Below are 22758 nucleotides of genomic sequence, written 5' to 3' on the forward strand. Positions count from 1 at the left end.
AACGACGCGATTTGTATCAGTCTACTTTTACAACGTCGCGTCGTTGTCTGCCGCGTATTATAGACATCTACGAAATCTTTGCAACTCCTTTTTGCAAAAAATTTCGTTTTTTTTAGTAATGGCCTAAAAAACCCACCAGCAAGTCTATTTTAACAGCAGAAATTAGCGAATTTTCAGCCTACCAATAGATCTTTCCACCTCTCTGCTTGAGATTTCTCGCATTCCTTGTATCTTCAACGCCTTATTTAACTTAATAATAGCAGCCTTTCTTTCCGTATCATTAAGTAGCAGCACATTTTTATTCAGTAGTGCTGCCGTTATATTCCAAAAAAATGACAAGTTTACTGAATAGCCCAACTTTCTTAGTTCTATGTAGCAATAATCTGCGCCAAAACGAACTAACGTATCAACATCAAATATGTTGATTTTGCTGAGTAGTTTTTCATGTTTTACCGAAAGATTAGGAAGCTCCTTTATACGATTTTTCTTTAATAGTGCCTGCTCAATTTGCTTATCTCTAACTTGCTTGATAGCACAAATTACTAAAAAGCGATATTCTATTTTATTAGAGATCACCGAGTTAGGTAGGCGATAATATTGGGACACTCTAAGATCAGGATTTTCGGCATCTGTAGCGTAAGGTGCTGCGCCCAGTTTGATTAAATGTTCAGCTAATGAACCAACTGCCCTTAAATAAAATCGAGCGTTTTGATATAAACCGAACATTATATTTCTATAAAAAATGCCATAGCCGGTAAATAAGCTTTTTGCTGTCACCTCTCCAACTAAACCTGAAAGCTCATTTCTGATTTCCAATGTAGCGTCATCTGTAATACTCATATCAATCTCCTTATTATTATTGGTAACAAAAAATAATGGGAAGCTTGAACGATCTTATACCTAGATTTTTTATACCATACTCAAACTGAAATATTTATAAAAATTTATAGTTTATTTTAGTTTTTGTGATTCAGATCGTAAAAAACAATTATTTTTAATTGAAAAATTAAAAAATAACGTCATATTTTTATAAAATATTCAATTTCATATAAATAACTCTATAAAAAAATCTATTTATTGCATAAAAACGTTTGCAATCCTATCTTTTTTTGTTGCATATTAATACCGAACCTATTAACAAAAGGTTCAGTTACTAAAAGAGGTTAAAAAACACTCAAATTTAGTAATAACATAACAATTTATTCATAAAGGAAACACACTATGCAAACATTTACATCATTAGAAGAATTCTTAGCTAAAGTTGAACAACGTGATGGACACCAACCAGAGTTTTTACAAGCTGTACGTGAAGTGTTCACATCAATTTGGCCATTTTTAGAAAAAAATCCACAATATCGCTCGCAAGCACTTTTAGAACGTCTTGTTGAACCTGAGCGTTTAATCCAATTCCGCGTAGCCTGGACTGATGACAAAGGGCAAGTGCAAGTAAACCGTGCTTTCCGTGTGCAATTCAGCAGTGCAATTGGACCATTTAAAGGTGGTATGCGTTTTCACCCTTCAGTAAACCAATCAATTTTAAAATTCTTAGGTTTTGAACAAATTTTCAAAAACGCCTTAACCACTCTACCTATGGGGGGCGGTAAAGGTGGTTCAGACTTCGATCCTAAAGGTAAATCAGACGGTGAAGTAATGCGTTTCTGCCAAGCCTTAGTTAGTGAGCTTTATCGCCACATTGGTCCAGATACGGATGTGCCAGCAGGCGATATTGGTGTAGGTGGTCGTGAAGTCGGCTATCTTGCTGGTATGATGAAAAAATTATCTAACCAAGCAGGTTGTGTGTTTACTGGTCGTGGCTTGTCATTCGGTGGTAGCTTAATTCGCCCAGAAGCAACTGGTTACGGCTTAGTTTATTTCGCACAAGCAATGCTTGAAGAAAAAGGCCAATCTTTCCAAGGTAAAACTGTAGTAGTTTCAGGTTCAGGCAACGTAGCACAATATGCAATTGAAAAAGCATTACAACTTGGTGCTAAAGTGGTAACCTGCTCTGATAGCTCTGGTTATGTTTATGATGAAGCTGGTTTTACGCCAGAAAAATTAGCGGCATTAATGGAAATCAAAAATGTGCAACGTGGTCGAGTAAAAGACTACGCAGAAAAATTTGGCTTACAATATGTTGCTGGCGAACGTCCGTGGAGCGTGAAAGCAGACATCGCCTTACCTTGTGCAACACAAAATGAATTAGACCTTTCTGATGCACAAAAATTAATTGCAAACGGCGTACAACTTGTGGCTGAAGGTGCAAATATGCCTACCACAATTGAGGCAACAGACGCATTACTTGAAGCGGGCGTATTATTCGGCCCAGGTAAAGCTGCGAACGCAGGTGGCGTAGCAACATCCGGTTTAGAAATGGCGCAAAGCTCACAACGTTTATACTGGACAGCAGAAGAAGTGGACGCGAAATTAAAACAAATTATGCTCGACATCCACGCAAACTGTAAAAAATACGGTACAGTAGAAGGGCAAGCGAACATCAATTATGTAACAGGTGCAAACATCGCAGGTTTCGTAAAAGTTGCAGATGCTATGTTAGCTCAAGGTGTTTACTAACAGCATTATTTTTCTAAGCACAAAAGCTATCCTAAAGTGGATAGCTTTTTTATTATACAAAACATTCGTTACTTTTAAGATTCTAGCACTCTCCAAGCACGATAACCATAAATCGCAATGGCAACAAAACAGATAAGTGGTAACACGAAAGATACATTTACCGCTGGCATTCCAAAAAGCTCTCCTCGATCAATGATAATGCCTTGTAATGGTGGCATTAAAGCACCACCAACAATAGCCATTACTAACCCTGCTGCTCCTAACGTGGCTTCTTCTTTTAAACCATAAAGGGCGATACCATAAATCGTTGGGAACATTAGAGACATAAAGGCTGAAGTGAGAATTAAGCAATACAAACCACCCACACCATCAATAAAGATTACGCCAAGGATACTGAAGAAACCACCTAATGCGAAAAGATACAACATTAATTCAGCTTTGAGATATTTCATAATGCTGGTGCTAATAAAGCGGCTCACGATAAAAATTCCCATTGCAATAATGTTGTAATTTTGTGCTTCTGCTTTGGTAAAACCCAAACGTTCTGCGTATTGAATGATGAAAGTCCAACACATAATTTGTACACCGACATAGAACACTTGTGCAATCACACCTTCACGATATTTTGCTTTTACAATTAATCGGTTAAAGGCCTCGCGAAAAGAAAGTTTGCCGCCTTGCTCAATTTTGGTTGTAGGCATTTTGTATAAGCCAATCATCAACATAATGACCACAACTACAAGCCCCACTACTAAATAAGGGTTGCGGATAATTTCCAAATCGTGGGTGCGCACCACAGCTTTTTCTGCTGCGGATAAGGTGTTAAAAATGAGATTACCTGCAGCATCACGTTTGTCAGACTCCAAATTCACTAACACGATTTGTGAGGCAACAAACATCCCTGTAATAGAACCGAGCGGATTAAAAGATTGTGCTAAATTTAAACGGCGGGTTGCAGTTTGTGGATCACCCATTGAAAGAATATAAGGGTTAGCTGTGGTTTCCAAAAATGCCAAACCAAAGGTCAAAATGTAAAGCGAGAATAAAAAGAAGGTAAATTGTTCATAGCGTGCCGCAGGATAGAACAAAAATGCCCCCACAGCATAGAGAGCCAAACCAAGTAATACCCCCGATTTATAGTTATAACGGCTAACAAATAATGCGGCAGGAATCGCCATTGTGCCGTAGCCACCGTAGAAAGCAAATTGCACTAATGCTGCTTCTGAGGCGGGAATTTCCATCACAGTTTGAAATACTGCAACCATTGGATTAGTAATATCATTGGCAAATCCCCATAGTGCAAATAGCGTGGTAATGAGGATAAATGGAACAACAAATTGCTTTTCAAGAATTTTTGCACTCATAATATTTCTCCTTGTTTGAGGGCAAACTCACCACGATTTCTCTTTGCAGTTATGAAATGAGTTTGCTTGGTCATCAACTTTTTTGAAGCAACTGCGCGATAAACTCGCTACTCCTCAATGCGTAATCCATAAGATTTGAATTTTTCTAACACCACTGCCATATCTTGTTCTGATAACAATGGGATAGGTTGTTGGGTTGAGAGTAATTGGATATACCATTTCGCTAGCACCTCCACTTCCTGTGCTAACCATAAGGCTTTATCTAAATTTTCTTCAGCTGCGATTAAACCGTGGTGAGCAAGTAAAATCGCCTTGCTTTGCTTAATGCCCTCACCTACATATTCGGCTAATTTTGCCGTGCCGAAAGTGGCATAAGGGACACAAGGAATATGATCGGTGCCGCCCACTGCAATCATATAGTGAATGGGCGGAATAGGTTTTTCCAAGATTGACACCGCAGCACAATAAGTTGCGTGGTTATGCACCACTGCATTCACATCGGGACGAGCCTGATAAACGGCTAAATGGAAATGCCACTCACTAGAAGGCAATTTACCTTCTTCGTGTTGCCCTTCTTGACTTACAAAAACAATGTCTTGCTCTGTCATTTTTTCATAAGGCATTCCTGTTGGGGTAATCAACATTCCATCTTGATAACGCACACTGATATTGCCTGCAGTGCCTTGATTTAAACCTAATCTTGTCATTTCGAGGCAAGTATCAATGATCTTGCGAGAAAGTTGTTGTCTGTTCATTTTAATCTTCTCCTTACTACAATTTTTTAGGGAACGACTGGGGTTACACCCTTTTTCAAAATAATGTTGCCGTATTTTGCACATTCGCCCGTTACCACCACGGCATAAGCTTTTTTCGCGCGATCATAAAAATCAAAACGGTCAATACGGGCTAATTTCGGTAAATTTTGCACCGCACTTTGGTTTTGTGCGGATTTATGTAATGCCGTTTCAATCGCTTTGAGATAACGCACTTCCACACTAAGGTCAAGGCTATCGCCTTGAACGGCTTTCATCATAATGAGTGGTGCTTCCACATAAGCATCAAATTCAAATAACGGCACAATTCCAGTAAGTAAGGTATCAACGCTAATTCCATCAGATCGAATAACACGATTATTCAATTGATGAGCTGGAAAATGAGCATCAGCTAATATAATCTCATCGCCGTGTCCCATTTCCGCAAGTACCTTCAATAATTCAGGGGAAAGTGCAGGATGAATTCCTTTTAACATTGTTTGTTCTCCATCAGTTGTTGATAAAGTGCGGTGTGATTAGAAGGGAAAATGCGCTGTTTAGCTGGCTGCATTTCACCTTGTGCTTGTTGTACATTGTCATAAACGCCAACGCCCGCAAAGGTAAACATTGCCGCACCTAACACGGTGCTTTCCGCCACATCCACAATATCTATAGGTAAATTGAGCACATCAGCACGAATTTGATTCCATAAGCTATTTTTAGAACCGCCGCCCACGCAAATTAAGCTCTCCGCTTTGAAATGGCTGACTTGTTGCAGAATATCTAAGCCTGCTTTAAGTTGATAAGCCATATATTCCAATGCTGCACGGTAAATTTGCCCACGAGAACTATGCATTGAAAGCCCAACAATTTGCCCGAAACCTTGTCCGTTATCTGCTGGATTAAACTTGCCACGGAAGCGAATACCCTGTGAACCCACAGGTGCTGCGGCACCTTCTGCGATCATTGTGGGGTAATACTGATCAGTGCCTTTTACATCGGCAAAGAAAGTTTTGCCCACCCATTCCATCACGCCCGAGCCAATCCATTGCACTGCAGGATTAAAGCAACGAGATTGTGCATCAAACTCAGTGGTTAAGCCTTGTGGCACAAACTCAATGTGTGGCTCAGCTTTTTCAGTGCGTGCCATTAAAATCTCCCAAGTGCCAGAACTTAGCACCGGTTGATTTAATCCTGCGCCTGAGCCAAAAACCGCAAATTGGGTATCGTGTCCGCAAGAAATCACAGGAATTGGGTTTAACCCTAGCTGCAGACAAAGTGCAGTAGATAAAACGCCAATTTTTTCACCCGCACTTACCATTGGTGGGAAATGCGTTTCTTGCAGCCCTAACACATTTAACACCGCCGTATCCCAAGTTTGACTTTGCAAATCGGTCATCATTGAGGTACCAGCCATTGTGCGATCGGTGCTAAAAACGCCCGTTAAACGTTGATTAAGCATTGATGAAATGAACACAAATTTATCCATTTTTTGCAAAATTTCAGGTTCATTTTCTTTTAGCCATAACAGTTTAAATAGGGTGTTAAAACTGTATTGCCCGATCCCGTTACGTTGATAAAGCGCATTCACATCAAGGTATTGCGCAAGATTTTCCATAATGGAAATGGTGCGAGGACATTGCCAAGAAATAATCGGGTAAAGCTGATTTCCAGCTTCATCGAAAGGTGCGCCATCCACCCCGAAGGTGGTTACGCCGATCCCCACAATGTCTTGCAATGAATGGGATTGTTTGAGCTGGGTTAAGGTTTTTTCGGCACAAATTAACAGCTTCTGCCAAATTTCTTCAATATCCCAAATATAAAAATGCGGATACTGCGTATCAGCTTGCGCACGGTTTGGCTGATGATGAGAGGCCAAAATCTTGCCCTTTTGATCAATAGCAATCGTGCGTAAATTGGTTGCGCCACAATCAAAAATCAGTGCAATTGCCATAAAACCTCCGAGAGTTCTATTTCAAAAGTGCGGTTAAAAAACACCGCACTTTTCCTTTAGCGATTATTTATAAAGTGGCCCAAAGTTTGCGCAAGCACGGTAATCTTGCCCTTCTTTGTCTTGACCAAAGCCATTCCACGCACTTGGGCGGAAAATGTCTTGTTCAGCCACATTGTGCATACACACAGGAATACGCAACATTGAAGCAAGGGTGATAAGATCCGCACCAATATGACCATAAGTGGCAACGCAGTGATTTGCTCCCCAGTTCGCCATAACAGAATACACATCAGTGAATGCACCTGTTCCTGTTAAGCGCGGTACGAACCAAGTGCAAGGCCAGGTTTCGTTAGTGCGTTTCATTAGCGTGTCGTGAACTTCAGCAGGTAAATCAATTGACCAACCTTCCGCAATTTGTAGTACAGGGCCAATGCCTCGAATAATATTTAAACGGTGCATCGTAAATGGCATTCCGCCTTTAGTGAGATATTGTGATGAGTAACCGCCGCCACGGAAATATTCATACACCGCAGGACACCAACGGGTGTTTTCCACACAACGTTTGCCATCTTCTTCCGTCACTTCCCAAGCAGGCTTAATGACAGGATTGCCTTTTTCATCCGTATGCTGACCTGTGCCGTCTAAGGCAGCAGAACCTGAGTTAATCAAATGGATAAAGCCGCTTTCTGGGCGGAAGCCAGTGGCACGTTCCACCGCATCAGGACTCCAATAGGTACGCACATCGGCAAAGATTTGCGCTTGCCCAGTAAGCTGATTACCAAACAACATACATACGCCATTGAGGGAGTCATTTTCCGTAGCAAGAATGTAAGGTGGTCGAACACCGCTCCAGTCGTAGGTGGAGTTAAGAATGGCTTCCATAAAATCGCCATTTGGCATATGGTCTGTCCAATGACGTTGTCCTTGAAAACCTGCTGCAATAGCATTATGTCCAAGGGCTTCTTCACCATAATTGAGCTGCGCTAATTTTTCATTACCCGCCATCAGGTCACGAGTGATGATTGCCATTTTCACCACATTTTCCCAAAGCTGCGCTTTTTGTTCTGGGCTATCTTGATGATCTGGGTGATTGACATCAACGCCTTCTTTGCAATAGGTTTTCACCCATTGAAGTGCCAATTCCACTTCTTCCTCATCATAAATTTTGCGGTCAAGACGGCGTTTAATTTCGCTCATATCCACATATTCATTGCGCATACCTAAATATTCTTGGAAGAATTTTTGATCCACGATAGATCCTGCAATTCCCATAGAAACAGAACCGATAGAAAGATAGGATTTGCCTCGAATGGTCGCCACAGTCAGGGCAGCACGAGCAAAGCGTAGGAGTTTTTCTTTGACATCTTCAGGAATACTGGTATCAGAAGCTTCTTGCACTTCTGTGCCATAAATAGAAAAGGCAGGTAAGCCCATTTGTGAATGGCCAGCTAATGCTGCTGCTAAATAAACTGCACCCGGGCGTTCTGTGCCATTGAATCCCCAAATGGCTTTTGGCATATGCGGATCCATATCAATGGTTTCTGAACCATAGCACCAGCAAGGGGTGACGGTAATCACTGCACCAACATTGGCAAGTTTAAATTTTTCTGCACAAGCAGCGGCTTCTGCCACACCACCAATACAAGTATCTGCGATAACACATTCCACAAATGAACCGTCCGTATGGCGAATATGGCTTTCTAATAAATTGGCAACAGATTTTGCCATATTCATCGTTTGATCTTCGAGCGATTCACGCACGCCCATACGGCGACCATCAATGGTTGGACGAATACCAATTCTAATTGGCGCTGATTTTAATACTGTCATTGTGTTTTCCCTCTATACTAAGCTGAGCTTTATTCCGAAATGGATATTATGTTGAATAAAACCAGCAAGATTTATTGAAAAAGTACGACTTGGGTAAAAATGAATTGCTTTCATCGTGCATACGGCAAGAATGGAACGGTGGAGCAATATCGTTATGCAATGTGTTGCATCAACTTTATTGTTCAATAAATCAAAAAAAGGGAATAGTTTTTTAGCAAATTTGTGTAATTTTTGCGGAATAGATCACAAAAAATGACCGTTTACAGCAAAACAAAATGCCCGATTTAACGCTTAATTATTAAATCGGGCATTTTTTCTCTAAAGAGCGGTCAAAAAGTGAGATGAATTTCTTGTTCTTTACAATAATTTTGTAAACTTTCATTCGGCGCTTGATCGGTGAATAAAATGTCTAACTGAGAAAGTTCTCCCAGTTTTATAAGATTTTTACGCTCAAATTTAGAGCTATCCAATAATAAGAATTTCTGCGCGGACGCATCAATTAATTTGCGTTTGATGGACGCATTCAGTTCATTAGATTCCCAAATTGCACCACTGCTATCCACCCCAGTACAAGAAAAAACACATAAATCAATATGCAAACGAAGCAAAAGCTGTTCAGAAAGCGGGCCATAAAAAGCGGCATATTTTGCCGAATAAACACCGCCGGTGGCAATGGTTGTAACATTAGGTTTATTAACTAATGCATTGATATTATGCATAGAATTGGTGACAACAGTGCAAGGAATATCAGGAATCAACTGCGCAAAATGCCAGCTACTGGAACTCGCATCTAAGCCGATTACCGCCCCCTCAAAGATATAATCCACCACCTGCTGTGCAATGTATTTTTTTGCTTCAGAATTTAAACGTTGTCTTGCTTGAAATGAGCGGCCAATATCCTTTGATTGGCTGCTCATTGCACCTCCATGTACACGATGTAACAAGCCTTTTTGATTTAGTGCTCGCAAATCTCGGCGAATGGTTTCCACTGACACACTAAACTGCTGAGCAAGCTCATTAACATTCACTTTCCCTACTGAATTGACAAGCTGTAAAATTTGCGACGTTCTTGTTGGCATAATCCCTCCAAACGGTCAAAACAGTCATTCGGGCATTATAGAAATTAATACCCATTCCCCTGCGCATCCATTCCTTTCACAATGGCAACGCCAGCGCTTACGCCTAAACGGGTTGCGCCAGCGTTGAGCATTGCCAGTGCGGTGGTGGTGTCGCGGATGCCGCCTGAGGCTTTTACTTCCACCTTGTCGCCTACGGTTTGTTTCATCAGGGCAACATCTTCAACCGTTGCGCCGCCAGTACTAAAGCCTGTGGAAGTTTTGACAAATGCCACCTTGAGTGCTTTGCAAATTTCACAAGCCTTGATGATTTCTTCTTTGGTTAGTAGGCAGGTTTCTAAAATCACTTTTAAGGTTTTGCCTTGGCAAGCCGCAAGCACGGCGGCAATATCTTGTTCCACCGCTTGCCATTGATGGGCTTTAGCAAGGCCAATGTTGATCACCATATCTATTTCATCCGCCCCTGCATTAATGGCTTGCGCCGCTTCAAAGGCTTTTACTTGGCTTAAATTTGCTCCTAAGGGAAAACCAACAACGGTGCAAATTTTCACCGCACTTTTCTCTTTGCCATTTTGCATGAGTGCCTGCTTAGCCAGTGGAATATAGGCGGAGTTTATGCACACGGAGCAAAATTGGTGTTCAATCGCTTCTTGGCATAAGTGAAGAATATCTTGTGGGGTTTTATCTGCGCCAAGGGCGGTGTGATCAATGTATTTAGCAATATCTTGTAGTTGCATTGTCTGTCCTTAATCTGGTCTGAATTTACGCTATATCATAACCCAAAAGAGGGGGTAAGCGCGAAATTTCTTTAGCCCTTATGCGCAAAATCCTTTAGAATAAACGGCAATATTGAAATCAAATGAGGATTGAAGAATGATTATTGTAACTGGCGGTGCAGGCTTTATTGGCAGTAACATCGTAAAAGCGTTAAACGAGATTGGACGCACAGATATTTTAGTGGTGGATGATTTAAAAGACGGCACAAAATTCGTCAATTTAGTGGATTTGGATATTGCGGATTATTACGATAAAGACGACTTTATTGCGTCCATTATGGCAGGCGATGATTTAGGCGATATTGATGTGATCTTCCACGAGGGCGCTTGCTCGGCCACCACCGAGTGGGACGGCAAATTTGTGATGGAAAACAATTATGAATATTCCAAAGAGCTATTACATTATTGTTTAGATCGCCAAATTCCGTTCTATTATGCGTCCAGTGCTGCCACCTATGGCGACAGCGATACCTTTATCGAAGCGCGTGAATTTGAAAAACCATTAAATGTATATGGTTATTCCAAATTCTTATTTGATGAATATGTGCGTAAAATCCTGCCAGAAGCGCAATCACCTGTGTGCGGCTTTAAATATTTCAACGTTTATGGCCCAAGAGAACAACACAAAGGCAGTATGGCGAGTGTGGCTTTCCACCTTAATAACCAAATTTTGAAAGGGGAAAATCCAAAATTATTCGCTGGCAGCGAACATTTCTTGCGTGATTTTGTCTATGTTGGCGATGTGGCAGCGGTAAATATTTGGTGCTGGCAACACGGCATTTCGGGCATCTACAACTGCGGAACGGGCAAAGCGGAAAGTTTCGAGGCCGTAGCGCAAGCGGTATTGAAATTCCACGGCAAAGGGCAAATTGAAACCATTCCCTTCCCAGAGCATTTAAAAAGCCGTTACCAAGAATACACCCAAGCGGATCTCACCAAACTGCGCGCCACAGGTTATGACAAACCATTCAAAAGCGTTGCCGAAGGTGTCAGCGAATATATGGCGTGGTTGAATAAATAACATAACTACGCAATTAAATCAGATGTAAGGGCGAACCTGCGTGTTCGCCCGAAATAACAGGATTAGTCGTAAAAAATTAGCAGAAATTTCACTGCACTTTTATTTTTAGCCAAATAGAAGAGCGGTGGGAAATTGGCGATTTTTGAGCGAGCATAACGTTTCCCCGACAATTGATATAATTCACAAATTAATGAGAACCGCAGAATGAACATCTTAATAATTGGCCCGTCTTGGGTTGGCGATATGATGATGTCGCACAGTTTATATCAATGCTTAAAACAGCAATATCCTGATTGCCAAATTGATGTGCTTGCACCAAATTGGTGTAAACCCTTGTTGGAAAGAATGCCAGAAGTAAGACGCGCGCTCACAATGCCAATTGGACACGGCACCTTTGGCTTGAAACAGCGCTATGAAATTGGGAAAAGCCTAAGAAATCAATATGATATGGCGATTGTATTGCCAAACTCACTGAAATCTGCGTTTATTCCTGCGTTTGCCAAAATTGCCCGCCGTCATGGTTGGAAAGGGGAAAGCCGTTATTTCTTTTTAAATGATTTACGCACCAATAAAAATGATTACCCAATGATGGTGCAGCGCTATGTAGCATTAGCTTATGAAAAAAACGCCGTGCCAACGGCAGCACAAATGGCCTTTCCTTACCCTTATTTACAGGTGAGCAGCCAACAAATTGAGCAAACCAAAAGCCATTTCCACGCACAACTTGCACAGGCAAAAAATCGCCCTGCGATTGGTTTTTGTCCGGGTGCGGAATTTGGCCCTGCCAAGCGCTGGCCGCATTATCATTATGCAGTGCTTGCTCAAATGCTGATTGAAAAAGGTTACAGCATTCGTCTGTTTGGTTCAGCAAAAGATGAACAAGTGGGCGATGAAATTCGTGCCAGTCTGCCAGAAAATTTACAGCCTTATTGCTTAAATTTAGCGGGACAAACCAGCCTTAATCAAGCAGTAGATTTAATCGCAGATTGCCAAGGTGTGGTTACCAACGATAGCGGATTAATGCACGTTGCGGCGGCGGTGCAGCGTCCACTGGTGGCGCTTTACGGCCCAACCAGCCCGCAATATACGCCACCATTATCCCATCAAGCGGTGATTATTCGCTTGCAAAAAGGTGGATTAGAAAAAATTCGTCAGGGCAAAGATAGTGTTGAAGGCTATCACCAAAGCCTTATCGACATCACGCCTGCGATGGTAGTGGAAAAATTAAGCGAAATTTTACCGCACTTTGATCAGACATAAATAAGGCAGAACGATGCGAATTTGCTTAGTAAAAACGTCTTCAATGGGCGATGTAATCCACACTTTGCCCGCATTGACCGATGCGCAAAAAGCCTTGCCTAATTTACAAGTGGATTGGGTGGTGGAGGAAAATTTCGCGGAAATACCTACTTGGCATTCAGCGGTGAAACAAGTTATCCCCGTTGCCATTCGCCGTTGGCGCAAACAGCTTTTACAACGCAAAACTTGGCAAGAATGGCAAGTCTATCGTCAATTATTACAACAAAATCAATATGATGCCGTGATTGATGCGCAAGGTTTAGTGAAAAGTGCATTGTTCGCCGTGCACTTAGCACAAGGAGCAAAGCACGGCTACGATAAACATTCTGCACGTGAGCCTTTGGCAACCTTATTTTATGATGAGCGCTATACCATTGATTATCAGCAACACGCCGTAGAACGCATTCGCCAGTTATTTGCGCAAGCCTTGGGTTATGCGCTTCCGAGCCAACAAGGGGATTATGGCATTGCACAGCATTTTCCCGTGCAACACAGCCTACCGCCTTATGTGTTGTTGATTCACGCCACCACGCGCGCGGATAAACATTGGTGTAGTCAAGAATGGAAAAAATTAGCGCAAAATCTCACCGCTCTTGGGGTTGCCGTGCATTTGCCTTGGGGAAATGAGAAAGAAAAACACACTGCGGAATGGATCGCACAAGGCATTGAAAATGCGGTTGTTTTGCCGAAAATGAATCTCACCGCATTAGCGCAACATATCGCCAATGCCCGGGCAGTAGTTTCCGTAGATACAGGGTTGGCGCATCTCACCGCCGCCTTAGATAAACCGAACATCACCCTTTATGGGGCAACCAACCCAGATTTAATCGGCACTTACGGCAAAAATCAATATCACTTACAAGCACCCACAATGGGGGAGATTTCTGCCGATGCGGTGTTGCAGTGCTTACGCCCTTTGCTCTAATTTAATTTTAACGCCCCTTGCAAGCGTCCTTGATTTTCTCGCAATAATTGTACCGCACTTGGATAATCCAGATCTGCCAGCAACATTAAGATGGCCACTTTTGCATTGTTGTGTGCAGCGTTAAGGGTTTGTTCTGCTTGTTCAGCGGTGCAATCTGTCGCCTGCATTACGATACGCACAGCGCGCGCCACTAATTTTTGATTGCTGGCTTGCACGTCCACCATTAAATTTTGGTAGCATTTCCCAATTAGCACCATACTGGCGGTGGTGAGCATATTCAGCACCAATTTTTGCGCCGTGCCAGATTTCAAACGGCTTGAGCCAGTTAGCACTTCCGCGCCTACCGTGGTAACGATGGCAATCTCTGCCACCTGTGCCATCGGCGAGTTGGCGTTGCTAGCAATGGCCACCGTGGTTGCGCCCAAGGATTTCGCATAATCCAAGCCGCCTAGCACATAAGGCGTGCGACCGCTGGCAGCAATGCCGACCAAAATATCTTTTTCATTAAAACCAATTTCTTGCAAATTTTCCACCGCACTTTGTGGATTGTCTTCTGCCCCCTCAATCGGGTGGCGCAACGCACGTTCTCCCCCAGCGATAATGCCTTTTACCATTTCATTGGAAACACCAAATGTAGGCGGACATTCTGATGCATCAAGCACGCCCAAGCGTCCACTTGTGCCAGCCCCGAGATACACCAAACGCCCTCCTTGCTGAAACGCCTGCACGATTTTTTCCACCGCCGCGGCAATTTGTGGTAAGCATTTTTCAATAGCCAACGGCACGTTCTTGTCTTCCGCATTCATTAATTGCACAATTTCCAATGCTGAAAGCTTGTCCAAATTCATTGAGTTTGGATTACGTTGTTCCGTGCTAAGTTGCGACAGTTGATTGAGTAATTGGTTATCTTTCATTTTTTGTCTCTTTGTTTTTTTGGGGAAATATAGAGTTTCCGATTTTCACCTTTATTTAATCATCCTTAGGATAAATCACCCCTAAACTCACCGCTTTTGTTGCGCCGGTAACGCTGGGTTGGTTGGAGGGTAAATTTTCCATTCGGCGGTAAGCTAGCCACGCAAAGGCGGCAGCTTCTAGGTAGTCCGCATCCAAGCCATAATCTGTGGTGGTGGCAATTTGCCAATCGGGTAATAAACATTGCAAGTGCGCCATAATAACAGGGTTTTTAGCTCCGCCGCCGCAGACTAATAATAAACAAGGAAGCGCGTTGTGTTGGCTTAAGTGTTGCAGATCTTGTGCGGTGCATTGTGCGGTAAATTCTGCCAGTGTTGCTTGCACATCTTGCGGGAGAAGTGCAGTGTGTTTTTGCAGAATTTTTTCTAACCAAGCTAAATTAAATAACTCTCGTCCTGTGCTTTTCGGGGCAGGCAAGGAAAAATAAGGATCTGCCAATAAATCTTGCAACAATGTAGGATTGCTTTGCCCAGACGCTGCCCATTCGCCATTTTTATCATAGCTTTTTCCCTGATGTTTGGCGATCCAACTATCTAGCAACGCATTGCCCACGCCTGTGTCGTAACCTAGCACGGGCTGGTTTGGGATCAGCACAGAAATATTGCTAATCCCACCAATATTCAGCACCACAGTATTTCGCGTAGGATCAGCAAACACATTGTGGTGGAAAGCAGGCACGAGTGGCGCACCCTGTCCGCCATAAGCCATATCTTTACGGCGAAAATCAGCGACGGTAGTAATGCCGGTGCGCGCAGCAATAATATTGGCATCGCCTAATTGCCAAGTAAAGGGCGATTGCCCTTGCGGTGCGTGCCAAATGGTTTGTCCGTGGCAGCCTACCGCCTGAATTTGTTCCGCGCGAAGAGAATGTTTCGCCAAAAATTGGTTGATGCTTTCTGCATAAAGTACGCCAAGTTGATGATCCAGTTCGCCAATTTGCTGTAACGTGCCTTGCCCTTGCTGGCAAAGTGCGGTGAGATTTTGGCGTAAATATTGCGGCATTGGCACAAAATCCGTGGCGACCACTTGCGCAGGCTGAGTGGAAAAATCCATTAGTGCGAGATCCACGCCATCAAGACTCGTGCCAGACATCACGCCAAGGTAATAATGGGGTTGCATAAACATTTCCATAGAAAATTTGAATTGCCGATATTCTATTATAAAATAGCGCAGATTTTTATCTTAAACCGACAGAACAAGGATTTTTATGAAAAATTTAAGCGTAGTGATTTTGGCCGCGGGCAAAGGCACAAGAATGTATTCGGACTTGCCAAAAGTGTTGCATAAAGTCGCAGGCAAAGCAATGGTGAAGCACGTTATTGATACAGCAAAACAGCTCAATGCCGATAATATTCATTTAATTTATGGACACGGTGCAGAATTATTACAACAACACCTTGCTGATGAAAAGGTAAACTGGGTACTACAACCCGTACAGCTTGGTACAGGACACGCAATGCAACAGGCTGCACCATTTTTTGCCGATGATGAAAATATCGTAATGCTGTATGGCGATGCTCCACTTATCACCGCGCAAACCTTGCAAAAACTGATTGATGCTAAACCAGAAAACGGCATTGCCTTATTAACCGCGCATTTAGAGGATCCGACAGGCTATGGACGGATTATTCGTCAAGACGGCAATGTGGTTGCCATTGTTGAGCAAAAAGATGCCACGCCAGAACAATTAGCCATTCAAGAAGTGAATACAGGTGTAATGGTTTCCAGTGGCGCGAGTTTTAGAAAATGGCTAGCAAAATTGGATAACAACAATGCACAAGGCGAATATTATATGACTGATGCGATTAAATTCGCCAACCAAGACAGCTGCAAAGTGGCTGCTGTGCAAGCGCAAGATTTAATGGAAGTCGAAGGCGCAAATAACCGCTTACAACTGGCTGAGCTTGAGCGTTATTATCAACGTAAACAAGCGGAAAAATTATTGCTAGCTGGCGTGAGTTTGCGCGATCCAAACCGTTTTGATTTGCGTGGCGAAATCACTCACGGTAAAGATGTGGAAATTGATGTGAATGTAATTATCGAAGGCACAGTAAAATTGGGTAATCGTGTCAAAATTGGTGCAGGTTGCGTGATCAAAAACTGCGTGATTGGTGATGATGTGGAAATCAAACCGTATTCTGTCTTTGAAGATGCGGTAATTGGTGAAGAAGCGAAAATTGGGCCTTTTGCCCGCCTTCGCCCCGGTACAGAACTTGCCGCACAAACCCATATCGGCAACTTTGTGGAAGTGAAAAAATCGCAAATTGGCAAAGGCTCTAAAGTGAACCACCTAAGCTATGTGGGTGATAGCGACATTGGCGCAAATTGTAATATCGGCGCAGGTACCATCACTTGTAATTATGATGGTGTAAACAAATTCAAAACTGTGATTGGTGATGATGTGTTCGTAGGGTCAGACAGCCAACTGGTTGCCCCAGTAACCATTGCCAAAGGGGCAACAATCGGCGCTGGCACAACAGTAACCAAAGATATTGCAGAAAACGAACTGGTGATCTCACGCGTTCCACAACGCAATATCCAAGGTTGGAAACGCCCAACTAAAAAATAACCATAAATCTGTGGTAAATTTTTTAACCACTTTTATAAGAACCAAAATAAAGGCTCAATTTTGATTGGGCCTTTTAAATTATTAATCTTCACTCAAAAAACCACCGCTTTGGTGGTGCCAGAGTTTGGCGTAAAGTCCATTTTGCGCGAGCAATTCATTATGCGAGCCTTGTTCTACGATATGACCTTTATCTAGCACGATTAAGCGATCCATTGCGGCAATAGTGGAAAGACGGTGGGCGATAGCAATCACGGTTTTGCCCTCCATCATTTTATCTAGGCTTTCTTGAATCGCCACTTCCACTTCTGAATCCAGCGCGCTGGTGGCTTCATCTAACAACAGAATTGGCGCATCTTTTAGCATCACACGGGCAATCGCGATACGCTGACGTTGTCCGCCAGAAAGTTTCACTCCGCGCTCACCCACGTGAGCATCATAGCCTGTTCTGCCTTCTGAGTCGCTCAAATAAGGAATAAATTCTGACGCTTCAGCACGCTGTGCAGCGGAGATCATTTCTTCATCGCTGGCAGTTGGGCGGCCGTAAATAATATTTTCGCGCACGGAACGGTGCAGCAATGAAGTATCTTGCGTCACTAAGCCAATTTGGCTGCGTAAACTTTCTTGAGTAACATCACACACGTTTTGTCCGTCAATGGTGATGTCGCCGTGATTTGCTTCGTAAAAACGTAATAACAAGTTTACAATGGTGGATTTTCCCGCTCCTGAACGACCGATCAAGCCCACTTTTTCTCCCGGTTTAATGGTTAGGTTAAAGTGGCTTAGCAGCGGTTTTTGTGGATCATAAGAAAAACTCACATCATTAAAACGAATTTCCCCTTTGCTCACTTTTAATGGCGAGGCTTGCGGTTTATCCACAATGGTATGCGGTTTGGTGAGCGTGTTCATTCCGTCATTTACCGTACCGATATTTTCAAATAAACGCGCTGATTCCCACATAATCCAACGGGAAATAACATTCACCCGCAATGCCATTGCAATGGCGGTGGCAACCGCCCCCACACCAACGCTACCTTGCTTCCATAGTACAATACCAAGGATCGCTGTGCTAAGTGTTAAGGTGATATTAGTGGCGTAAGTAATCGTATCTAAAGAGGTCGCCAAACGCATTTGGGCGTGTACGGTAACCATAAATTCTTCCATTGAATGCTTAGCATAACTGGCTTCTCTTGCACCGTGGGAAAATAATTTCACAGTGGCGATATTGGCGTAAGAATCTGTAATTCGCCCCGTCATTAAAGAGCGAGCGTCTGCTTGGCGTTCTGCAGTTTTGGCTAATTTTGGAATGATAATGCGTAAAATCGTGATAAACGCCACAATCCATAAGGCAAAAGGGAGCAAGAACCACGCATCTAATGCAGCAAGCACAATGCCTGAAGTGATAAAATATACCACCACATACACCATAATATCCGCAATGGTCAGCACGGTATCACGCACTGCAAGGGCGGTTTGCATAACTTTAGCCGACACGCGTCCAGCAAATTCATCTTGATAGAAACTTAAGCTTTGCCCCAGCATTAAACGATGGAAATTCCAACGTAAACGCATTGGAAACACCCCTTGCAAGGTTTGCAAGCGAACCGCAGACGCAGTAAATGACCAAAATATGCTGAACACTAACAAGGCTGCCATCGCTAAAAGCCAATGGCCTTTTTCTTGCCATAAGGTAGCTGGCGTGTACTTACCAAGCCAATCCACCACGATCCCCATAAACTGGAACAACACGGCTTCCATCACCCCTGTTCCCACGGTGAGCAACGCAAGTAGCAAAATCCAGCCACGCATTCCTTCCATATTCGACCAAATAAAGCGGATTAAACCTTTTTCGGGCGTTTTCGGTGATTGCTCTGGATACGCATTTAGGCGGCTTTCAAACCATTCAAAAATCTTATTAAACATCGTTTTTCCTAGAAATAAAAAGAAAGGTTCGCAAGGTAAAATAAAAGGATAAGCGCGGTAAAAAATTACAAAATTTTCCACCGCACTTTATTTTTGTCATTCGCGAACGCAAAAATCGGCGTATTATAGCGAATGCTTGGCTATTTTTTAACAGTTTTATTGAATAAAGCGCATCTGGCGCATTTTGTCTACTACATCTGCAACAGAAATTTGTGCCATTAAATCTTTGCCTTTCAATTTGGTTGCCCAAGGTAATTGGCTAGAAGGTTTGCTAAATTCTTGCAGGGCATTTTGTTCATACACGGAAACCACTTTGGGCAAATTGTTATAAGGCCCTGTGCGTAGCGGGTTATGGTAAGCGTACAAGCCAATCACTGGTGTGCCTTGAGCGGTGGCAATATGTACAGGGCCGCTGTCGGGAGCGAGCAGTAAATCCGCCATTCCGATTAAGGCACTTAATTCCAATAATGAGGTTTTGCCGCTCGCATTCACAGGCTGAAAATCACACAATGCGATGATTTTTTCGATCATTGCTTGCTCTCTTGGCGCAGGCGAGCCACATAAAATCACATTAATATTTTGACGATGGGTAATATTCGCAATTTCTGCATAGCGTTCAGCCAACCAATCTTTTTCTGATTTGCTTGAGCAAGGGGAAATAAGCAGATTTTTTCTTGTCGGATCAATAAATTGCCGAACGGCGGAAATTTCTTTTTCGCCAATGGCTAAATCCCATTTGGGGGCTTCCACAGGCAAGCCTAAATATTCCACGAATGCCCAAAATCCAGCCAAAACGTGCGGATTAGTTGGTTCATTAATTTTACGGTTGGTAAACAACCATTGCCCTTCTCGCGCACGATTTTTGCTAAAACCCACTTTATAAGTGGCTTTGATACCTAAAGAAATCATTGAAGCACGCAATGCCGTTTGCATATTTAATAGCACATCAAAATGCTCGCCACGCAAGGTTTTCCACAAAGCCAAAATGCCTTTCCAGCCGGTTTTTTTGTCATAAGGAATAAAGCGAATGCCTTTCACATTTTGTAATAACTGCATTTCGGTTTTGCCCACAATCCAAGTGATTTGGGTATCTTTCCAATAACGTTGAATTTGTTGTACCGCTGACAGCGCATTACACACATCACCAATGGCGGAAAGACGTAAAATACAAATGGATTTAGGGGGCGTGGAAAAAAGTGCCATAGATTTACCTTACTTTTTCTGCTTAATGTAGCATTCTTTTTTATTTTCAGTAGAATGTTTTCATTGATCTATTCTATAAGAAATCTCTCCAATATGCTTGAACTGCAACAGCAAAATCAATATTTTATTTTTAATCTGGAAACGCAACCAGCAGATCCCAGCGCCTATTTTGATCCGCAATTTTGGCGGCAACAACAGCGTATTCTTGGTTCAGCGAAAGGGCGGGGGACAACTTGGTTTGTGCAAAGTGCGGATGTTTTTGGTGTAAATTGTGCCTTACGCCATTATTATCGCGGTGGTTTATTCGGTAAGTTAAATAAAGATCGCTATTGGTTGAGCGATCTTCAGCACACGCGCAGTTTCGCCGAATTTCATCTGTTAAATAAATTGCATAAAGATGGTTTACCCGTGCCAAAACCCATTGGCGCAAGAGTGACTAAAGGCAAGGCAGGCATTTGTTATCAAGCGGATTTGCTTAGTGAAAAAATCGAAAATGCGCAAGATCTCACCGTACTTTTACAACACCATTCTTTATCCGCTGAAAATTGGCAGCAAATCGGCAGATTAATTCGTCAGTTACACGATAGACAAATCTACCACACTGATCTCAATGCCCATAATATTTTAGTGCAACATTTCGCCACACCAGAACAAAAATATTGGCTGATTGATTTTGACAAATGCGTAGAAAAATCAGGAAATAGCTGGAAAGCTAAAAACCTATCCAGATTACACCGCTCTTTTATGAAGGAAAAAGAGAAACTAGGTATTAAATTTAGTCAAGAAGATTGGCAATACATAATACTAGAATATATCAAGGAATAATAAACCATATGATATCTAGGTTTTTTATCAATCATTTGCGTAATATGTTAATACTCCTAACATAAGACTTTTTTCAGATTTTGCTAAAACCTCTATGTACTCGATTATTAAATGTTAAATATGTGATCTATCTCACAAATGTTTTATGATTTCTATCATACTTCATTTTTATACTTTTCTATAAACTGTTATTAACCATATATTAGTTGTGATTATCAATATAAGGAGGTAAATATGCAGTTTAATTGGAGCATAGATGGCAGTATTGTCGGACTTTATATTTTATTAAGCCTTGTTGTTGGCATAATTATCCGCAAATATGTTAAAAACGTAAACGATTTCTTAGTGGCTGGCAGAAATGTAGATTTGCACGTTGGGATTGCGTCTTTAGCGGCCACTGAATTTGGCATTATAACCTGTATGGCAGCGGCACAGCTTGGCTATAAATACGGTTTTGCGGGTGCAACGGTGGGGTTAATTATGACCATCGTAATGTTCACTGTAGGGAAAACGGGATTCTGTATTGAGCCTTTACGCAAAGCCGGTGTGGTAACCATTCCAGAGTTTTTCGAACATAAATTTGGTAAAAAAGTTCGTTGGGCAGCTGGTGTGGTAATTGTGCTTGGTGGTTTGCTTAATATGGGCGTTTTCTTACGCACAGGTGGGGAATTTTTAGTTGCTGTGGCAGGGCTTAAACCTGAATACTTAGAAATCACGATGACAATCTTATTGCTTGTTGTAGCCTTATACACCATTTTAGGGGGAATGCTCTCCGTTTTAGTTACAGATTATATGCAGTTTATTTTGATGAGTGTTGGCTTAGTGCTAACCACTTGTACGATTTTCTATCAAGTAGGGTGGGATACATTATTTGATACAGCAATTTCTCACTATGGTGCTGGTGGTATCAATCCTTTTGTTAATCCTAATCTTGGTTGGCAATATGTACTTTACACCGCTTTAGTGCTTACTGCGACGGTGCTAACCTGGCAAACAATGGTTTCCCGTGTGTTATCAGCAAAAGATGCCAATGTCGCGAAAAAAATGTACACAAGAACTAGTTTATTTTATATCGTACGTTCATTAATCCCTGTTATGTGGGGGGTTGCTGCATTAGCTTTTGTCAGTTTAGAAAGTGTGGGGGGAAAACCAATTCAAGCAATGCCAACAATGCTTTCCGTTGTTATTCCAACAGGGATTATTGGATTACTCGTTGCTGCAATGCTCGCTGCTGATATGTCAACAAACTCTTCTTATTTATTAGGTTGGGCAAGTGTAATTTATAACGATGTCTTAATTATTTTTCACAAAAATAAATGGTCAGAGCGTAAATCTATTGCTGTAAATCGTATATTGGTCGCACTAATCGGTGTTTTCTTATTATTCTACGGTTTATGGTATCCGTTAAAAAGCGATTTATGGATATATATGACGCTTACCGCTACGATTTATTCTGTTGCTGTTTCCACCCTATTAATTTCCGCTTGTTATTTCAAAAAAGCGAATAACTGGGGTGCTTATGCAACTATTGTCGTGGGCGCTTTAACGCCACTTTCTTACTTGGTGGCTCAACAAATTCCTTCACTTGAACCAATTGCAGTGAAAATTGGGCCTTATTATTCAGGTATTGCTGCCTTTGTATTTGCTTGGATTGCAATGATTGTTGGCTCATTATTAAAAAATGCGTTACGCAAATAAGGG

General features: G+C 42.2%; 19 protein-coding genes. 7 read left to right on the forward strand and 12 right to left on the reverse strand.

Annotated features, from left to right (window positions below; genetic code table 11):
- Positions 1 to 162: 162 nt before the first annotated feature.
- A complete protein-coding gene (locus tag L5B71_RS07910; protein ID WP_265757849.1) occupies positions 163 to 840 on the reverse strand; it encodes a TfoX/Sxy family DNA transformation protein in 678 nt (225 codons plus the stop codon).
- 381 nt (positions 841 to 1221) lie between these two features.
- Here L5B71_RS07910 and gdhA point away from each other — a divergent pair, with 381 nt between their 5' ends.
- Positions 1222 to 2571: an NADP-specific glutamate dehydrogenase gene (gene gdhA, locus L5B71_RS07915; RefSeq protein WP_265757850.1), complete on the forward strand. Its 1350-nt coding sequence runs from the start codon at positions 1222 to 1224 to the stop codon at positions 2569 to 2571.
- Positions 2572 to 2645: 74 nt separating this feature from the next.
- Here gdhA and fucP read toward each other — a convergent pair whose 3' ends face one another.
- The 7 genes from fucP to deoC all read right to left on the reverse strand — a co-directional run bounded on the left by fucP (position 2646) and on the right by deoC (position 10284).
- Entirely contained in the window at positions 2646 to 3935 is a 1290-nt protein-coding gene (gene fucP / locus L5B71_RS07920; RefSeq protein WP_265757851.1) for an L-fucose:H+ symporter permease, read from the reverse strand.
- 107 nt (positions 3936 to 4042) lie between these two features.
- Positions 4043 to 4690: an L-fuculose-phosphate aldolase gene (gene fucA, locus L5B71_RS07925; protein ID WP_265757853.1), complete on the reverse strand. Its 648-nt coding sequence runs from the start codon at positions 4688 to 4690 to the stop codon at positions 4043 to 4045.
- 26 nt (positions 4691 to 4716) lie between these two features.
- Positions 4717 to 5184 carry an L-fucose mutarotase gene (gene fucU, locus L5B71_RS07930; RefSeq protein ID WP_265757854.1) on the reverse strand — a complete coding sequence of 156 codons (468 nt, stop codon included), beginning with the start codon at positions 5182 to 5184 and terminating at the stop codon, positions 4717 to 4719.
- Positions 5178 to 6641, reverse strand: a complete 1464-nt coding sequence (fucK, locus tag L5B71_RS07935) for an L-fuculokinase (protein WP_265757855.1) — start codon at positions 6639 to 6641, stop codon at positions 5178 to 5180. The genes fucU and fucK overlap by 7 nt, the downstream gene beginning before the upstream one ends.
- Positions 6642 to 6704: 63 nt before the next feature.
- Positions 6705 to 8471: an L-fucose isomerase gene (fucI, locus tag L5B71_RS07940; RefSeq protein ID WP_265757856.1), complete on the reverse strand. Its 1767-nt coding sequence runs from the start codon at positions 8469 to 8471 to the stop codon at positions 6705 to 6707.
- 329 nt (positions 8472 to 8800) lie between these two features.
- The gene (locus tag L5B71_RS07945) at positions 8801 to 9550 is read right to left on the reverse strand and encodes a DeoR/GlpR family DNA-binding transcription regulator (protein WP_265757857.1); all 750 of its coding nucleotides are present in this window, start codon (positions 9548 to 9550) and stop codon (positions 8801 to 8803) included.
- Between the two features lie 44 nt (positions 9551 to 9594).
- Positions 9595 to 10284 (reverse strand): deoxyribose-phosphate aldolase, encoded by a 690-nt coding sequence (gene deoC / locus L5B71_RS07950; protein ID WP_265757858.1) that lies wholly within the window; start codon positions 10282 to 10284, stop codon positions 9595 to 9597.
- A 136-nt stretch (positions 10285 to 10420) separates the two neighbouring features.
- On the opposite strand from deoC, the gene rfaD reads away from it, so the two are divergent.
- From rfaD to rfaC, 3 genes are all read left to right on the forward strand, one after another.
- Positions 10421 to 11344: an ADP-glyceromanno-heptose 6-epimerase gene (rfaD, locus tag L5B71_RS07955; RefSeq protein ID WP_265757859.1), complete on the forward strand. Its 924-nt coding sequence runs from the start codon at positions 10421 to 10423 to the stop codon at positions 11342 to 11344.
- Between the two features lie 204 nt (positions 11345 to 11548).
- Positions 11549 to 12604 carry a lipopolysaccharide heptosyltransferase II gene (gene waaF / locus L5B71_RS07960; protein WP_265757860.1) on the forward strand — a complete coding sequence of 352 codons (1056 nt, stop codon included), beginning with the start codon at positions 11549 to 11551 and terminating at the stop codon, positions 12602 to 12604.
- Positions 12605 to 12617: 13 nt separating this feature from the next.
- Positions 12618 to 13568, forward strand: a complete 951-nt coding sequence (gene rfaC / locus L5B71_RS07965; protein WP_265757861.1) for a lipopolysaccharide heptosyltransferase RfaC — start codon at positions 12618 to 12620, stop codon at positions 13566 to 13568.
- Here rfaC and murQ read toward each other — a convergent pair.
- Together murQ and L5B71_RS07975 are read right to left on the reverse strand one after the other, a co-directional pair.
- The gene (murQ, locus tag L5B71_RS07970) at positions 13565 to 14482 is read right to left on the reverse strand and encodes an N-acetylmuramic acid 6-phosphate etherase (RefSeq protein WP_265757863.1); all 918 of its coding nucleotides are present in this window, start codon (positions 14480 to 14482) and stop codon (positions 13565 to 13567) included. The two genes, rfaC and murQ, sit on opposite strands and share 4 nt — an antisense overlap.
- 55 nt (positions 14483 to 14537) lie before the next feature.
- Entirely contained in the window at positions 14538 to 15659 is a 1122-nt protein-coding gene (locus tag L5B71_RS07975; RefSeq protein ID WP_442780744.1) for an anhydro-N-acetylmuramic acid kinase, read from the reverse strand.
- A gap of 88 nt (positions 15660 to 15747) precedes the next feature.
- Between L5B71_RS07975 and glmU the strand changes: the two genes are divergently transcribed.
- A complete protein-coding gene (gene glmU, locus L5B71_RS07980) occupies positions 15748 to 17109 on the forward strand; it encodes a bifunctional UDP-N-acetylglucosamine diphosphorylase/glucosamine-1-phosphate N-acetyltransferase GlmU (protein ID WP_265757865.1) in 1362 nt (453 codons plus the stop codon).
- Positions 17110 to 17190: 81 nt separating this feature from the next.
- Here glmU and L5B71_RS07985 read toward each other — a convergent pair whose 3' ends face one another.
- Together L5B71_RS07985 and L5B71_RS07990 are read right to left on the reverse strand one after the other, a co-directional pair.
- On the reverse strand, positions 17191 to 19029 hold the full coding sequence (locus L5B71_RS07985) for an ABC transporter ATP-binding protein (RefSeq protein ID WP_265757866.1): 1839 nt from the start codon (positions 19027 to 19029) through the stop codon (positions 17191 to 17193).
- Positions 19030 to 19185: 156 nt separating this feature from the next.
- The gene (locus tag L5B71_RS07990) at positions 19186 to 20232 is read right to left on the reverse strand and encodes a glycosyltransferase family 9 protein (RefSeq protein ID WP_265757868.1); all 1047 of its coding nucleotides are present in this window, start codon (positions 20230 to 20232) and stop codon (positions 19186 to 19188) included.
- Between the two features lie 93 nt (positions 20233 to 20325).
- On the opposite strand from L5B71_RS07990, the gene L5B71_RS07995 reads away from it, so the two are divergent.
- Positions 20326 to 21057: a 3-deoxy-D-manno-octulosonic acid kinase gene (locus tag L5B71_RS07995; protein WP_265757869.1), complete on the forward strand. Its 732-nt coding sequence runs from the start codon at positions 20326 to 20328 to the stop codon at positions 21055 to 21057.
- Positions 21058 to 21291: 234 nt separating this feature from the next.
- The gene (locus L5B71_RS08000) at positions 21292 to 22755 is read left to right on the forward strand and encodes a sodium:solute symporter family protein (protein ID WP_265757870.1); all 1464 of its coding nucleotides are present in this window, start codon (positions 21292 to 21294) and stop codon (positions 22753 to 22755) included.
- The last annotated feature ends 3 nt before the right edge of the window (positions 22756 to 22758 follow it).

Source organism: Avibacterium sp. 21-586 (assembly GCF_026226775.1).
Lineage (GTDB): Bacteria > Pseudomonadota > Gammaproteobacteria > Enterobacterales > Pasteurellaceae > Avibacterium.